This window comes from Citrobacter sp. Cs237 (genome assembly GCF_030332325.1).
Taxonomy (GTDB): domain Bacteria; phylum Pseudomonadota; class Gammaproteobacteria; order Enterobacterales; family Enterobacteriaceae; genus Citrobacter_A; species Citrobacter_A sedlakii.
On record NZ_JAOWIB010000093.1, the window covers coordinates 368,220 to 384,044 of the forward strand.

The following is a 15,825-nucleotide window of genomic DNA, read 5'->3' on the forward strand; positions in this document are numbered from 1 at the left end:
GCTTCTCGTTGACTTTTCGGGTTTATGCCTGAATCTCCGCCATAATTCAATCAGCCTGGGGCGATAACGCCTTAAAATGAACACTTTGTCATACTTTTTTCCCTCGCGACATCCAACGAGACGACGCATGACGCCTGTTGTACACTGAGCCGAAGCAAAGTTATTTAACCAAGGTGGGTCGTGTGGAATTGTTGTCTGAATATGGGCTATTTCTTGCCAAAATCATCACCATTGTTGTTGCTGTCGCCGCTATTGCCGCCATTATTGTGAACGTTGCCCAGCGCAAACGTCAGCGTGGCGAATTGCGGGTGACCAATCTCAGCGAGCAGTATCAGGAGATGAAGGATGACCTGGCGATGGCGCTGCTCGACGGTCATCAGCAAAAGCTGTGGCATAAAGCGCAAAAGAAAAAGCGCAAGCAGGAAGCGAAAGCGGCAAAGGCGAGAGCAAAACAAGGCGAAACGCGGGACACCGACAAGCCGCGCGTTTGGGTGCTTGATTTCAAAGGCAGTATGGATGCTCACGAAGTTAACGCCTTGCGTGAAGAGGTGACGGCGGTGCTGGCAGTGGTAAAACCGCAGGATCAGGTGGTTTTGCGCCTGGAAAGCCCTGGCGGCGTGGTGCACGGCTACGGCCTGGCCGCGTCGCAATTACAGCGCTTGCGCGATAAAAACATCCCGTTGACGATTGCGGTCGACAAAGTGGCAGCAAGCGGCGGCTATATGATGGCCTGCGTGGCGGACAGGATCGTCTCTGCGCCGTTTGCCATCATAGGATCTATTGGGGTGGTCGCGCAGATCCCTAACTTTAACCGTTTTCTGAAAAGCAAAGACATTGATATTGAACTGCACACCGCGGGGCAATATAAGCGCACCCTGACGCTGTTAGGAGAAAACACCGAAGAAGGGCGACAGAAATTCCGGGAAGACTTAAACGAAACACACCAGTTGTTTAAGGCGTTTGTCCATCGTATGCGTCCGACTCTGGACATTGAACAGGTGGCCACCGGTGAGCACTGGTACGGTGAGCAGGCGCTGGAGAAGGGGCTTATTGATGAAATCAATACCAGCGATGACGTGATCCTGAACCTGATGGAAGGATGCGACGTACTGAACGTGCGCTATCTGCAACGCAAAAAGCTAATGGACCGTTTCACCGGCAGCGCGGCGGAAAGCGCTGACCGCTTACTGATGCGCTGGTGGCAGCGCGGACAAAAACCTCTGATGTAAACATCCCGTACCGGCTGGCGCTGTTTCGCCCTGAATGGCGATATGCGCAGCGCCAACCGGCCGCACTGCGCCAGGGTTAATCAATCAGGTGATATTTCTCAGAAAGCACATGGGCCAGATGTTTAAACATATTAAACACGGCGGTGCTTTTCGGCGTCGGTAAGCCTTGTTCGTCTAAAAAATACTCCCCGCTGAAGACTAACACGCCATTTCGCTGCGTTACGCCGGTGGCTTCAATCCCCGCCAGCGTGTCCTCATGCTCACGAATGATTTTATTGGCTTCTTTCAGCAGCGTTTCGCGATCGATCGGTTGCGTCTCTTTATGCATTTTTTACTCCTTAAACAAGAACATTAGTCTACGCCGGGCGCCGCTTATGGGCAAATATTCGCTGATAAAGTCCAGGGTCTTGTCAACCTTCGCTGACTGGCGAGTTTTGGTTTTGCATGCTAATAAAGTTGCGTAACGAATTTTATCAGGTACAGTGTGACGCTTTCGTCAATCTGGCAACAGATTTGCTTGACATTCGACCGAAATTCCGTCGTGCTATAGCGCTTATGTGCGAAAAAACCTGTTAACTCAGTCACCTGACTATTTAGTGCACAGAGTCAGTACAAGGGGTTGATATCCGCAGACGCAGGGACCATATCCGTGTCTCGTCGCCAGTGGAAGGTGAATCAACGTGCGACGCATTCCTGGAAGAATCAAATTAGGTAAAGGTGAATATGGGTAAAGCTCTTGTCATCGTTGAGTCCCCGGCAAAAGCCAAAACGATCAACAAGTATCTGGGTAGTGACTACGTGGTTAAGTCCAGCGTGGGTCATATCCGTGATTTGCCGACCAGTGGCTCAGCAGCTAAAAAGAGCGCCGACTCTACCTCCACCAAAACGGCTAAGAAGCCTAAAAAGGATGAACGTGGCGCGCTCGTCAATCGCATGGGCGTTGACCCGTGGCACAACTGGGACGCGCATTACGAAGTGCTGCCTGGTAAAGAGAAGGTCGTCTCTGAATTAAAACAACTGGCTGAAAAAGCCGACCACATCTATCTCGCAACCGACCTTGACCGCGAAGGGGAAGCCATTGCCTGGCACCTGCGGGAAGTTATCGGTGGCGACGACGCGCGCTACAGTCGCGTGGTGTTTAACGAAATTACCAAAAATGCGATTCGTCAGGCGTTTGAGAAGCCCGGCGAACTGAACATCGATCGTGTTAACGCCCAGCAGGCGCGTCGCTTTATGGACCGCGTGGTGGGGTATATGGTGTCCCCGCTGTTGTGGAAAAAGATCGCCCGCGGTCTTTCTGCCGGTCGCGTACAGTCTGTCGCAGTGCGTCTGGTTGTCGAGCGTGAACGCGAAATCAAAGCGTTTGTTCCGGAAGAGTTCTGGGAGATCGACGCCAACACCAACACGCCATCCGGCGATGCGCTACCGTTACAGGTGACTCACCAGAGCGACAAACCATTCCGCCCGGTTAACCGTGAGCAGACGCATGCCGCGGTTAGCCTGCTGGAAAAAGCGCGTTATACCGTTCTCGAACGTGAAGACAAACCGACCAGCAGTAAACCCGGCGCGCCGTTTATCACCTCCACCCTGCAACAGGCGGCAAGTACCCGTCTGGGCTTTGGGGTGAAGAAAACCATGATGATGGCCCAGCGCCTGTATGAAGCCGGTTACATCACCTACATGCGTACTGATTCTACCAACCTGAGCCAGGACGCGGTGAACATGGTTCGCGGTTATATCAGCGACAACTTTGGCAAGAAATATCTGCCTGAGAAACCGAATCAGTACGCCAGTAAAGAAAACTCACAGGAAGCGCATGAAGCGATTCGTCCTTCCGATGTGTCGGTTCTGGCCGACACGCTGAAGGATATGGAATCTGATGCGCAGAAGCTGTACCAGCTGATCTGGCGTCAGTTTGTCGCCTGTCAAATGACGCCAGCCCAGTATGATTCCACCACGCTGACCGTCGGCGCCGGTGACTTCCGCCTGAAAGCGCGTGGACGTATCCTGCGCTTCGACGGCTGGACAAAAGTGATGCCGGCGCTGCGTAAAGGTGATGAAGACCGTACGCTGCCAGCGGTGAACAAAGGTGACGAATTGTCTCTGGTTGAACTGGTTCCGGCTCAGCATTTTACTAAGCCACCGGCCCGCTTTAGCGAAGCCTCGTTGGTTAAAGAGCTGGAAAAACGCGGTATTGGTCGTCCTTCTACGTATGCGTCGATCATTTCAACCATTCAGGATCGCGGCTATGTGCGCGTTGAAAACCGCCGTTTCTACGCGGAAAAAATGGGTGAAATCGTTACCGATCGTCTGGAAGAAAACTTCCGCGAACTGATGAACTACGACTTTACCGCGCAAATGGAAGACAGCCTGGATCAGGTGGCTAACCATGAAGCGGAATGGAAAGCGGTGCTGGACCACTTCTTCAGTGATTTTACTCAGCAGTTAGACAAAGCGGAGAAAGATCCGGAAGAAGGGGGTATGCGTCCGAACCAGATGGTGTTGACCAGCATCGACTGCCCGACCTGTGGCCGCAAAATGGGGATCCGTACGGCCAGTACTGGCGTTTTCCTCGGCTGCTCCGGTTACGCGCTGTCACCGAAAGAGCGCTGCAAAACGACCATTAACCTGGTGCCGGAAAACGAAGTGCTGAACGTGCTGGAAGGCGATGACGCGGAAACTAACGCGTTACGCGCCAAACGTCGCTGTAAGAAGTGCGGCACGGCGATGGACAGCTACCTGATCGATCCGAAGCGTAAGCTGCACGTCTGCGGTAATAACCCGACCTGCGACGGCTATGAGATTGAAGAGGGCGAGTTCCGCATCAAAGGCTATGACGGCCCGATCGTCGAGTGTGAGAAATGTGGTTCCGAAATGCACCTGAAGATGGGGCGTTTTGGTAAGTACATGGCCTGCACCAACGATGAGTGTAAGAATACGCGTAAAATTCTGCGTAATGGTGAAGTGGCGCCGCCGAAAGAAGATCCGGTTCCGCTGCCTGAACTACCGTGTGAAAAGTCGGATGCGTATTTTGTGTTGCGTGACGGCGCGGCCGGGGTTTTCCTTGCTGCCAATACGTTCCCGAAATCCCGCGAAACGCGCGCGCCGCTGGTGGAAGAGTTGTATCGTTTCCGCGATCGCCTGCCGGAAAAACTGCGCTATCTGGCCGACGCGCCGCAGCAGGATCCGGAAGGCAACAAAACGCTGGTACGCTTTAGCCGCAAAACCAGGCAGCAGTATGTTGCGGCGGAAAAAGACGGGAAGGCGACCGGCTGGTCTGCGTTCTTCGTTGACGGTAAATGGGTTGAAGGGAAGAAGTAATTCCCTGTTAATTGCCCGGTAGCGCTGCTGTTTACCGGGCCTGCAAGCGGGTCACGTTCCACAGGTCTGTTACGCAGCTGCGCAACGGATAAACCGCCTGGACAGCCATCTCTAACAGGGTCGTGTTTGCGGCCCTGTTTTTTTATTCCTTTCTTATTAATTTTTCTTCCTGTCTATACACCAATGCTATAAATGATATAGTGGTTATAGTTAACGGCTTTTTTATTATTAAATCGTATTAGCAGTGCGTGTCGCTGCGTAAAGACGATGACCTGATGGCGCTAATCTGGATGGTTTAACATGAAATTACAGCAGCTTCGCTACATTGTTGAGGTGGTTAATCACAACCTGAACGTCTCTTCAACTGCGGAAGGACTTTATACTTCACAACCGGGTATCAGTAAGCAGGTGCGGATGCTGGAAGACGAGCTGGGCATCCAGATTTTTGCCCGTAGCGGCAAGCATCTGACCCAGGTGACGCCAGCGGGGCAGGAAATTATCCGCATCGCACGTGAAGTGCTCTCGAAGGTTGACGCCATCAAGTCGGTTGCCGGTGAACATACCTGGCCGGATAAAGGCTCGCTCTATATCGCCACCACCCATACCCAGGCACGCTACGCGCTACCCGGGGTGATAAAAGGGTTTATCGAGCGTTATCCACGCGTATCGCTGCATATGCATCAGGGATCGCCGACTCAGATTGCGGAAGCCGTCTCTAAAGGTAACGCCGATTTCGCCATCGCTACCGAAGCCCTCCATCTGTATGACGATCTGGTGATGCTGCCTTGCTATCACTGGAACCGTTCGATTGTGGTGACGCCTGAACACCCGCTGGCGAATAAAGCCTCGGTCTCGATTGAAGAGCTGTCGCAGTATCCGCTTGTCACCTATACCTTCGGCTTTACCGGACGCTCCGAGCTGGATACCGCATTTAACCGGGCGGGGCTGACGCCGCGGATCGTCTTTACTGCCACCGATGCCGACGTCATTAAAACCTACGTTCGTCTGGGGCTGGGCGTTGGGGTGATTGCCAGCATGGCGGTGGATCCGGTTTCCGACCCGGATCTCGTGCGCGTCGACGCGCATGATGTCTTTAGCCACAGCACGACAAAGATCGGTTTCCGTCGCAGCACCTTCCTGCGCAGCTACATGTATGATTTCATTCAACGCTTTGCGCCGCACCTGACGCGTGACGTCGTTGATACCGCGGTGGCATTACGTTCGAATGAAGAGATTGAAGCCATGTTTAAAGATATAAAGCTGCCGGAGAAGTAATCAAACGGGATATTGGTTTCGGGATTTTTTATCAGCAAGAAACAGCGAAAGTTTTAATTAAATCACATTTTTCTTTTATTCTTAATTTCGGGAATTATTAACCCTGGTATCGCCAGGGTTAATGCCTCATAAAGTAGTGTCTTATTACCCGCCCCGCAAACTTCGTATTTCAATTATTTATTTTTGATCAAAAGATTGATTTATTCACGACAAACGATTCGTAAATTCACTGGATTTTTGACTAAAGTTTGATTAGGATTTGTCTCATCTGATGATTAATTGTACCGATTGTTTGGTGCCAGAATGATAAGTGATGTCGATTGTATGAGGTTAGCAATGCCGTCTGAAAACCAGGAACCACGTCGGGACCCTGAACTGAAACGCAAAGCGTGGCTTGCGGTTTTTCTGGGCTCAGCGCTGTTCTGGCTGGTCGTCGGCCTGCTGATCTGGAACGCCTGGGGGTAAAGATGAGGGTTCACGGACAGCAACACACGTCGCTACCGACATGTCAGCCTTGTGACAATACCCGGAAAAGCAAAAGCGTGCGTGTTAAGACAAGCCCTGAAAACTGGAAACTCACGCAACAGCAGCAGGCATTTATTGATTCCTTTGCTGAAGACGATAAACGAAAACAATAATCGACACCATTCTTAATTAGCGCGCAATTTTAAGCACGCTATTAACAGGCGCAATGCCTTTTCTTTTACACCACAGCAATAAGACGTTGAGAATGACTCAACATAACGTGTCAGATAAAAGTTGGTGTAGCCTATGCTTACTTCAAACATGAAATACTGGTCCTGGATGGGCGCATTTTCCGTATCGCTGCTCTTCTGGGCTGAACTGATCTGGATCGTTGCCCGTTAACGATAACGCCAGAGACGCTAAACGCTATCTGGCATCCCTGTTCGATCATGGCCATAAACCTCGCTGCGGCGAGGTTTTTGTTTTCTGCAACGTCGCCTCTCTGCAAGGTTTCTCCTCTTTTATCCATTTGGGTTGTTATCAAAACGTTACAGCTTGTTTGTGTTATCTTTAATATTCACCCTGAGGAGATTCAGGGCATCGCAACCCCGTCATAAAGGAGGAGCTATGTCGTCAACCCTACGAGAAGCCAGTAAGGACACGTTGCAGGCCAAAGACAAAACCTACCATTATTACAGTCTGCCGCTGGCTGCAAAATCACTGGGCGATATCACCCGTCTGCCCAAGTCGCTCAAAGTTTTGCTGGAAAACCTGCTGCGCTGGCAGGATGGTGATTCTGTTACCGAAGAAGATATCCAGGCGCTGGCAGGTTGGCTGAAAAATGCCCATGCTGACCGCGAAATTGCTTATCGTCCGGCGCGCGTGCTGATGCAGGATTTCACCGGCGTGCCCGCCGTCGTGGATCTCGCGGCAATGCGCGAAGCGGTTAAACGCCTTGGCGGCGATACCGCGAAAGTGAATCCGTTGTCACCTGTCGATCTGGTGATTGACCACTCCGTCACCGTTGACCATTTCGGCGACGATGACGCATTTGAAGAAAACGTGCGCCTTGAAATGGAGCGTAACCATGAACGCTATATGTTCCTCAAGTGGGGGCAACAGGCGTTTAGCCGCTTCAGCGTTGTGCCGCCGGGAACGGGGATCTGCCATCAGGTGAACCTTGAGTATCTCGGCAAAGCGGTCTGGAGCGAGCTGCAAAACGGTGAATGGGTCGCTTACCCGGATACGCTGGTCGGTACGGATTCCCACACCACCATGATCAACGGTCTCGGCGTGCTCGGTTGGGGCGTCGGCGGTATCGAAGCCGAAGCCGCGATGCTCGGACAGCCTGTGTCGATGCTGATCCCGGATGTCGTGGGCTTTAAGCTCACCGGCAAACTGCGTGAAGGGATCACGGCGACCGACCTGGTGTTAACCGTCACGCAGATGCTGCGTAAACACGGCGTGGTCGGTAAATTTGTCGAATTCTATGGCGACGGTCTGGATTCCCTGCCGCTGGCGGATCGCGCCACCATCGCCAACATGTCGCCAGAATATGGCGCCACCTGCGGCTTCTTCCCGATTGATGCCGTTACGCTTGACTACATGCGTCTGAGCGGTCGGACGGAAGATCAGGTTGAGCTGGTAGAGAAATACGCCAGGGCGCAGGGCATGTGGCGTAATCCTGGCGACGAGCCGGTATTCACTAGCACGCTGGCGCTGGATATGAACGACGTGGAAGCCAGCCTTGCCGGGCCGAAACGGCCTCAGGATCGTGTCGCTCTCGGCGATGTTCCAAAAGCGTTTGCCGCCAGCAGCGAGCTGGAACTGAACACCGCGCAAAAAGACCGCAAGCCAGTCGAATATGTGCTGAACGGTCAGCAATATCAGTTACCGGACGGCGCAGTGGTCATTTCAGCGATCACTTCCTGTACTAACACCTCCAACCCGAGCGTGCTGATGGCCGCCGGCCTGTTGGCGAAAAAAGCGGTTACGCTGGGGTTGAAACGCCAGCCGTGGGTAAAAGCGTCGCTGGCGCCCGGGTCGAAAGTGGTGTCGGATTATCTGGCGAAGGCGAAACTGACGCCGTATCTGGACGAACTGGGTTTTAATCTGGTGGGGTACGGCTGTACGACCTGCATTGGTAACTCGGGGCCGCTGCCGGAGCCTATCGAAACGGCCATCAAGCAAGGCGATTTAACCGTAGGCGCTGTGCTTTCCGGCAACCGTAACTTTGAGGGGCGTATCCATCCGCTGGTGAAGACCAACTGGCTGGCCTCGCCGCCGCTGGTGGTGGCTTACGCATTGGCGGGCAATATGAATATCAATCTTGCTACCGATCCGCTAGGCCACGATCGCAAAGGCGATCCGGTGTATCTGAAAGATATCTGGCCGTCGGCGCAGGAAATCGCTCGTGCGGTGGAACTGGTGTCCTCGGAAATGTTCCGTAAAGAGTATGCGGAAGTGTTTGAAGGAACGGAAGAGTGGAAGGGGATCCCTGTCGAACGCTCTGACACCTACGGCTGGCAGGATGACTCTACCTATATCCGGCTCTCGCCCTTCTTTGACGAGATGCTGTCGGAACCGGCGCCGGTCACCGACATTCACGGCGCACGGATTCTGGCCATGCTCGGCGATTCCGTGACCACTGACCATATTTCCCCGGCGGGAAGCATTAAATCGGACAGCCCGGCAGGCCGTTATCTGCAAAGCCATGGGGTTGAGCGGAAAGACTTCAACTCCTACGGATCGCGACGCGGAAACCATGAAGTGATGATGCGCGGCACGTTTGCCAATATTCGTATCCGCAATGAAATGGTGCCCGGGGTGGAAGGCGGAATGACGCGGCATCTGCCTGGAACGGATGTGATTTCTATCTATGATGCGGCGATGCTGTATCAAAAAGAGAACACGCCGTTGGCGGTGATTGCGGGTAAAGAGTATGGTTCCGGATCCAGCCGTGACTGGGCGGCGAAGGGGCCGCGTTTGCTGGGGATCCGCGTGGTGATCGCTGAGTCCTTCGAGCGAATTCACCGTTCTAACCTGATCGGGATGGGGATTCTGCCGCTGGAATTCCCGCAGGGCGTCACGCGTAAAACCCTGGGACTGACTGGGGAAGAGGCGATCGACATCGCAGATCTGCAGAACCTGAAACCGGGCGCCACGGTGCCAGTGACGCTCACGCGTCCGGACGGTAAACAAGAAGTCATACCGTGTCGCTGCCGTATCGATACCGCCACCGAGTTAACCTACTACCAGAACGACGGCATCTTGCATTATGTTATTCGTAACATGCTGATGTAAAAACTAAAAAGCCTGCATGTGACGTGCAGGCTTTTTCAATGTGCATCACCAGCGGCTACCCGCAAGGCAGTGACAACGCATCGGGTTATTTATCCAGCAAATGCCCCATCTTGGCAGCTTTGGTGTCCAGATAATGGGCATTATTCGGGTTACGCCCCACGATCAGCGGTACGCGTTCCACAATATTGATTCCCGCTTCGGTGAGGATTTCCACTTTCTTCGGGTTATTGGTGAGCAGACGAACCTCATCGACGCCAAGCAGCTTGAACATATCCGCACAAAGGGTGAAATCACGTTCGTCGGCGGCAAAGCCCAGCTGGTGGTTGGCTTCTACGGTGTCATAGCCCTGATCCTGCAGCGCATAGGCGCGAATTTTATTCAGCAAACCAATATTACGTCCTTCCTGACGGTGATAAAGGAGGATCCCACGGCCTTCTTCCGCAATATGCGCCAACGCCGCTTCCAGCTGGAAACCACAGTCGCAGCGCAGACTGAACAGAGCATCGCCTGTCAGGCATTCTGAATGGACACGCGCCAGAACCGGCGTCTGGCCTGAAATATCACCATACACTAACGCTACGTGATCGTGTCCGGTTGCCAGTTCTTCAAAACCCACCATCAGGAAATCGCCCCATGGGGTTGGCAGTTTGGCTTCTGCCACTCGTTTAAGCTGCATGTGTTTCTCCAGATAATGCTGGCACGTAATGGCGTGCCGTTGCCTGTTGGCTTATGCGTTTATTTTGCCATAAGGCGACGGCGTTCACCTAATCGCTGCCGTGTAATCGGGCGGGGAATGGCACAAATCTGTCAATTTTCCCGTACTGAGCTTTTTTCAGTTATGATTATGAAACTTATCGTTAAAAGAGGTGTTCATGCTGTCGATTGCAAAACGTACTGCAACGGGTGCGGGATTATTGCTGGTAATGCCCATCGCCGTATGGGTTTCTGGATGGCGCTGGCAGCCGGATCACAGTGGCGGGTGGTTGAAAATGCTGTACTGGATAACCGAAACGGTAACTCAACCCTGGGGAATCATCACGCACGTTATACTCTGCGCCTGGTTTCTGTGGTGCCTGCGTTTTCGTCTTAAGGCAGCGGTGATGCTCTTTGCTATTCTCGCAGCGGCGATCCTGGTGGGGCAGGGTGTTAAGTCGTGGGTTAAAGAGAAAGCCCAGGAGCCGCGTCCTTTCGTTATCTGGCTGGAAAAAACGCACAATATACCGGTCGATGAGTTCTACACTTTAAAACGTAAGGATCGTGGGAATCTGGTGAAGGAGCAGCTCGCGACGCAGGAGAATATTCCGCTGTTTTTGCGTCAGCACTGGCAAAAAGAGACCGGCTTCGCATTTCCTTCCGGACATACCATGTTTGCCGCAAGCTGGGCGCTACTGGCTGTGGGCCTGTTGTGGCCGCGCAGACGTACCGTCACGATTGCGATACTGCTGGTCTGGGCAACCGGGGTAATGGGGAGTCGCCTGCTGTTGGGGATGCACTGGCCGCGTGATTTGGTGGTTGCAACGCTGATTTCATGGGCGCTGGTAACCGTCGCGACCTGGCTTGCGCAGCGGATTTGCGGCCCGCTTACGCCGCCGCCGGAAGAAGAGCAGGAGATTGCGCAACGTGAGCAGGAAAGCTGATCGCGGTTGAATTTCCGACATTAGCCCTCAAATCCCTGTATGGCCTGACGCTTTTCCATTTCGCACACGCCGTGAAAATGGTAATTTAAAAGGCTAAATGCGAAACGTTGAACACGATTTATTCGCTTAAACCACATAACGGGAAGTAATGTGAAATATTTACTCATTTTCTTACTGGTGTTGGCGATTTTTGTTATCTCGGTAACATTAGGCGCGCAGAATGATCAGCAGGTGACGTTTAATTACCTGCTGGCGCAGGGGGAGTACCGTATCTCTACCTTGCTGGCTGTGCTGTTCGCCGCTGGTTTCGCTATCGGTTGGTTGGTCTGCGGCCTTTTCTGGCTGCGGGTTCGTGTTTCCTTAGCGCGCGCTGAACGTAAAATTAAACGCCTGGAAAACCAGCTTACGCCTGCCACTGACGTGGTGGTCGCGCCGGGTACACCGGTCGTGAAGGAATAATCGTTTATGCTGGAGTTGTTGTTTCTGCTGTTGCCTGTCGCGGCCGTCTATGGCTGGTACATGGGCCGCAGAAGTGCGCAACAAACAAAACAGGAGGAGGCTAACCGTCTGTCTCGCGATTATGTCGCGGGGGTTAACTTCCTTCTGAGCAACCAACAGGATAAAGCGGTGGATCTGTTCCTCGATATGTTGAAAGAGGATACCGGCACCGTTGAAGCGCATCTCACCCTCGGAAACCTGTTCCGCTCCCGTGGCGAAGTCGACCGCGCTATTCGTATCCACCAGACGCTCATGGAAAGCGCCTCGCTGACCTATGAACAGCGCTTGCTGGCCGTTCAGCAGTTGGGCCGCGACTACATGGCCGCCGGGTTGTACGACCGGGCGGAGGATATGTTCAATCAGTTGACCGACGAAACGGATTTTCGTGTCAGCGCGCTGCAACAACTCCTGCAGATTTATCAGGCCACCAGCGACTGGCAGAAGGCAATCGACGTTGCAGAGCGTCTGGTGAAGCTGGGCAAGGATAAACAGCGGATCGAAATTGCCCATTTCTATTGTGAACTGGCGTTGCAGCAAATGGGCAGCGACGACATGGATCGGGCGATGGCGCTGTTGAAAAAGGGCGCCGCTGCGGACAAAAACAGCGCCAGGGTGTCTATCATGATGGGGCGCATCTGGATGGCGAAGGGCGACTACGCCAGGGCGGTGGAGTCACTCCAGCGGGTCATTGCGCAGGATAAAGAACTGGTCAGCGAAACGCTGGAAATGCTGCAGACATGCTACCAGCAACTGGGCAAAAATGACGAATGGGCGGAATTTTTGCGGCGCGCAGTCGAAGAAAACACCGGCGCTGCTGCCGAGCTGATGCTTGCCGATATTCTTGAAGCCCGGGAAGGTCACGATACCGCGCAGGTCTATATTACCCGTCAACTGCAGCGCCACCCGACGATGCGCGTTTTCCATAAGCTTATGGACTACCATCTTAATGAGGCGGAAGAGGGGCGCGCAAAAGAGAGCCTGATGGTGTTGCGCGACATGGTGGGCGAGCAGGTGCGCAGTAAGCCGCGCTACCGCTGTTCGAAGTGTGGGTTTACCGCGTATACGCTGTACTGGCACTGTCCGTCCTGTCGCGCCTGGTCAACGATCAAGCCGATACGCGGCCTTGACGGTCTGTAATTATTAAAAAAAACCGACTTTAGTTACAACATACTTTTCTGCTTTCACTCGCCACTCCTCCGGCATCGCTGCGCTGAGGCGTTACAGAGGAGTAAAAGGCGTCTGTTAATTTCGCCTTTCGGCAGGTAGAATGCACGCCGTTTACCCATTTTCCCCCTCGCAAAAGGTCTGGTTATGACGGTTACTGCATCATCTACATCCCGCGCTGTTACTGATTCTCCCGTGGTTGTCGCTCTCGATTATAATAACCGTGACAAAGCCCTGGCATTTGTTGACCGTATCGATCCGCGCGACTGTCGCCTGAAGGTCGGTAAAGAAATGTTCACGCTGTTTGGCCCTCAGTTGGTTCGCGACCTTCAGCAGCGTGGCTTCGATATCTTCCTCGACCTGAAATTTCATGATATCCCGAACACCACCGCTCATGCGGTTGCCGCTGCGGCAGATCTGGGCGTGTGGATGGTAAACGTCCATGCGTCGGGCGGTGCGAGAATGATGACCGCCGCTCGCGAGGCGCTGTTGCCGTTGGGCAAAGATGCGCCATTGCTCATCGCCGTGACTGTGCTGACCAGTATGGAAGCCAGCGATCTGGCCGATATTGGCGTGACGCTGTCGCCCGCCGAGCACGCGGAGCGTCTGGCGGCGTTGACCCAGAAATGCGGTCTGGATGGCGTGGTGTGTTCCGCGCAGGAAGCGGTGCGCTTCAAACAGGCGTTTGGCGGCGCGTTTAAACTGGTCACGCCGGGGATTCGGCCGCAGGGTAGCGACGCAGGCGATCAGCGCCGCATTATGACGCCAGAACAGGCTTTAGCCGCAGGGGTGGATTTTATGGTCATCGGTCGTCCTGTTACTCAGTCCGCCGATCCGGCGCAGACATTAAAGGCGATCAATGCATCACTGAAGGCGGGGGAGTAAATGAACGATTCGAACAGCCGGCTGGTCTATTCAACAGACAGTGGGCGGATTACTGAGCCGAAAACCGCACCCGTACGGCCAAAAGGCGATGGCATTGTTCGTATTCAGCGCCAGACCAGTGGCCGGAAGGGCAAAGGGGTTTGTCTGATTACCGGCATTGATCTGGATGATGCAGCTCTGACCAAACTGGCCGCTGAGCTAAAGAAAAAGTGTGGCTGTGGCGGGGCGGTTAAAGAGGGCGTTATAGAAATTCAGGGCGACAAACGTGATTTAATTAAAACGCTGCTGGAAGCCAAAGGCATGAAGGTCAAACTGGCAGGCGGATAATGAAAAAGCCACGACAGAAATATCGTGGCTTTATAATTAATCGTTTACTAATGTGTAGCTCAGACCAGAAAAGATAATCGTATTATTATATCGAGCCGGTCAACCGTAGATATTTTACGATTATTTACCTACCTGATGGCCGATTACACCACCGACAGCGGCGCCGCCCAGCGTGCCCAGCGTGCTGCCATCAGTTAACACTGCGCCGCCTAATGCGCCGGCACCCGCACCGATAGCGGTGTTACGGTCGCGTTTGGACCAGTTAGAGCAGGCGCTCAGAGACATTGCCAGAGTAATTGCCAGAACAGCGGCGGTCATTTTTTTGCTCGTTACTAACATAATACTTTCTCCTGAATTAACGATTCACGAAAGTTAGTTCTTTTTAACTATAGTTTACATATCCAGTCTTCGAAGAACATTCGTGAAACTTTATTGCGCAGGGTAATATCACGCAGGTGATAGTCACTTCCTGTTATATCGCTAATAATAATTTTACCTCGTCTGTCCGCAGGCAACAGGTAAATAGTCTTAATTCAGGTGTCGGAATTGTCTCAAGCGCAAATGATTTGCAGCGACAAATCATTTGCCCACCGATGCGCTAAGCCTCAACAATATTTACACACAGCCCTTTTTGTTCCATCAGCAGGCGATCGTCCCCGCTGATGCCGGAATCAGTGATGACCCGACTAAAGCGCTCAACGGGTCCCAGAGTATAGGGATGGACCACGCCGAATTTCGAACTGTCGGTCAGAACGATGGCTTCCGAGCCTTTTTCCAGTACTGCATTGACTACATCCGCACGCATCATATCGCGTCCGGTAAACCCGGTATCTGCCAGCCAGCCATCGATGCCGATAAACGCTTTACTGAAATGGACCTGCTGGATGAACTGGCGGGTGAGAGGGCCGACCATGCTTTCGCTTTTTTTCTGGTAAATGCCGCCAAGCAAAATGACCTCGCAAGGCGTCGCCTTTAACAGGTGAGCGATATAACTGCTTACCGTAATGATGGTGACATTTTTTTGCTCGGCCAGCGTTCTTGCTAACAGGGCATTACTGCTGCCGTTTTCAATAAACACCGTTTCGCCGGGATTTACCAGTGAAGCGGCAAACTCGGCAAGCTGACGCTTAAGGGTGAAGTTGGTCATCATTCTTGTTTCGACGTCTTCACTGTCCAGTGAAACCGCGAAGCCGTGGGCACGACGCAAATAGCTTTGCTTTTCCAGGGTATTGAGATCCTGGCGAATGGTCACTTCAGAAACACCGGTGATTTTTGCCAGTTCGGAAACGCTCATCTGGCCTTTATCGATCACCATCTGCAAAATCGATTGTTGTCGGGAATTCATAGTATTCGTTTTAATTGAGGTATGTATACCGGGGTTTAAAAACAGGCGGCGATGGCTCGCTCAGGTCGCCACCGCTTTCACAACGCGCGTAAAGGTCAGATCTCCCATGGCGCTTTGGGTTTGCCTGGCGATGACCCGCTTTCATCCTGCGCCAGGCTAAGTAATTCCGCTTTAAGTATTTCAAGATTGTGGATGGCGGAGTGGTAGTCGCCGGCGACCAGGATATCCAGCACGGTATCAATACGTTCGGCAACCCGTTTGGCGTCGATATCTGACATGGGGGATCCTTCGTGAGTAAGAGTATGGATTCAATGATGCAAAAAATGGCGACAAAAGAGAAGGGAAAATTACGCCGCGGCAGGATAACCGATATCAA

At 53.0% G+C, this 15,825-nt stretch carries 17 protein-coding genes; 12 read left to right on the forward strand and 5 right to left on the reverse strand.

Going from position 1 to position 15,825, the window contains the following annotated elements; all coding sequences use genetic code 11:
* Window positions 1-182 precede the first annotated feature (182 nt).
* Window positions 183-1,229 carry a protease SohB gene (gene sohB, locus OGY07_RS06185; RefSeq protein ID WP_286599326.1) on the forward strand — a complete coding sequence of 349 codons (1,047 nt, stop codon included), beginning with the start codon at window positions 183-185 and terminating at the stop codon, window positions 1,227-1,229.
* A gap of 76 nt (window positions 1,230-1,305) precedes the next feature.
* On the opposite strand, the gene OGY07_RS06190 is transcribed toward sohB, so the two are convergent.
* On the reverse strand, window positions 1,306-1,557 hold the full coding sequence (locus tag OGY07_RS06190; RefSeq protein WP_042283446.1) for a YciN family protein: 252 nt from the start codon (window positions 1,555-1,557) through the stop codon (window positions 1,306-1,308).
* Between the two features lie 395 nt (window positions 1,558-1,952).
* Here OGY07_RS06190 and topA point away from each other — a divergent pair, with 395 nt between their 5' ends.
* The 6 genes from topA (at window position 1,953) to acnA (ending at window position 9,593) form a co-directional block, all read left to right on the forward strand.
* On the forward strand, window positions 1,953-4,550 hold the full coding sequence (gene topA / locus OGY07_RS06195; RefSeq protein ID WP_060571295.1) for a type I DNA topoisomerase: 2,598 nt from the start codon (window positions 1,953-1,955) through the stop codon (window positions 4,548-4,550).
* A 300-nt stretch (window positions 4,551-4,850) separates the two neighbouring features.
* Entirely contained in the window at window positions 4,851-5,825 is a 975-nt protein-coding gene (cysB, locus tag OGY07_RS06200) for an HTH-type transcriptional regulator CysB (protein ID WP_286599329.1), read from the forward strand.
* 303 nt (window positions 5,826-6,128) lie between these two features.
* A complete protein-coding gene (locus tag OGY07_RS06205; RefSeq protein WP_072197175.1) occupies window positions 6,129-6,290 on the forward strand; it encodes a YmiA family putative membrane protein in 162 nt (53 codons plus the stop codon).
* 2 nt (window positions 6,291-6,292) lie between these two features.
* Window positions 6,293-6,463 carry a YciX family protein gene (locus tag OGY07_RS23445; RefSeq protein ID WP_491624940.1) on the forward strand — a complete coding sequence of 57 codons (171 nt, stop codon included), beginning with the start codon at window positions 6,293-6,295 and terminating at the stop codon, window positions 6,461-6,463.
* Between the two features lie 133 nt (window positions 6,464-6,596).
* Complete coding sequence (gene ymiC, locus OGY07_RS06210) at window positions 6,597-6,692, forward strand: small membrane protein YmiC (RefSeq protein ID WP_131729056.1); 96 nt, start codon at window positions 6,597-6,599, stop codon at window positions 6,690-6,692.
* A 225-nt stretch (window positions 6,693-6,917) separates the two neighbouring features.
* Window positions 6,918-9,593 (forward strand): aconitate hydratase AcnA, encoded by a 2,676-nt coding sequence (gene acnA / locus OGY07_RS06215; RefSeq protein ID WP_286599334.1) that lies wholly within the window; start codon window positions 6,918-6,920, stop codon window positions 9,591-9,593.
* Window positions 9,594-9,678: 85 nt separating this feature from the next.
* Here the strand turns inward: acnA and ribA are convergent, their stop codons facing one another.
* A complete protein-coding gene (ribA, locus tag OGY07_RS06220) occupies window positions 9,679-10,269 on the reverse strand; it encodes a GTP cyclohydrolase II (RefSeq protein ID WP_060571293.1) in 591 nt (196 codons plus the stop codon).
* 196 nt (window positions 10,270-10,465) lie between these two features.
* On the opposite strand from ribA, the gene pgpB reads away from it, so the two are divergent.
* The 5 genes from pgpB (at window position 10,466) to yciH (ending at window position 14,104) form a co-directional block, all read left to right on the forward strand.
* A complete protein-coding gene (pgpB, locus tag OGY07_RS06225) occupies window positions 10,466-11,230 on the forward strand; it encodes a phosphatidylglycerophosphatase B (RefSeq protein WP_205612084.1) in 765 nt (254 codons plus the stop codon).
* Window positions 11,231-11,380: 150 nt separating this feature from the next.
* A complete protein-coding gene (locus OGY07_RS06230; RefSeq protein WP_042283431.1) occupies window positions 11,381-11,689 on the forward strand; it encodes a LapA family protein in 309 nt (102 codons plus the stop codon).
* 6 nt (window positions 11,690-11,695) lie between these two features.
* The gene (lapB, locus tag OGY07_RS06235) at window positions 11,696-12,865 is read left to right on the forward strand and encodes a lipopolysaccharide assembly protein LapB (RefSeq protein WP_042283429.1); all 1,170 of its coding nucleotides are present in this window, start codon (window positions 11,696-11,698) and stop codon (window positions 12,863-12,865) included.
* A 174-nt stretch (window positions 12,866-13,039) separates the two neighbouring features.
* A complete protein-coding gene (gene pyrF / locus OGY07_RS06240) occupies window positions 13,040-13,777 on the forward strand; it encodes an orotidine-5'-phosphate decarboxylase (RefSeq protein WP_199957688.1) in 738 nt (245 codons plus the stop codon).
* A complete protein-coding gene (gene yciH, locus OGY07_RS06245) occupies window positions 13,778-14,104 on the forward strand; it encodes a stress response translation initiation inhibitor YciH (protein ID WP_286599341.1) in 327 nt (108 codons plus the stop codon).
* Between the two features lie 120 nt (window positions 14,105-14,224).
* Here yciH and osmB read toward each other — a convergent pair whose 3' ends face one another.
* From osmB to OGY07_RS06260, 3 genes are all read right to left on the reverse strand, one after another.
* A complete protein-coding gene (osmB, locus tag OGY07_RS06250; protein ID WP_042283417.1) occupies window positions 14,225-14,443 on the reverse strand; it encodes an osmotically-inducible lipoprotein OsmB in 219 nt (72 codons plus the stop codon).
* A gap of 259 nt (window positions 14,444-14,702) precedes the next feature.
* Window positions 14,703-15,449: a DNA-binding transcriptional regulator YciT gene (gene yciT, locus OGY07_RS06255; RefSeq protein WP_286599344.1), complete on the reverse strand. Its 747-nt coding sequence runs from the start codon at window positions 15,447-15,449 to the stop codon at window positions 14,703-14,705.
* Window positions 15,450-15,544: 95 nt separating this feature from the next.
* Window positions 15,545-15,727 carry a YciZ family protein gene (locus tag OGY07_RS06260; protein ID WP_042283411.1) on the reverse strand — a complete coding sequence of 61 codons (183 nt, stop codon included), beginning with the start codon at window positions 15,725-15,727 and terminating at the stop codon, window positions 15,545-15,547.
* Between the last annotated feature and the right edge of the window lie 98 nt (window positions 15,728-15,825).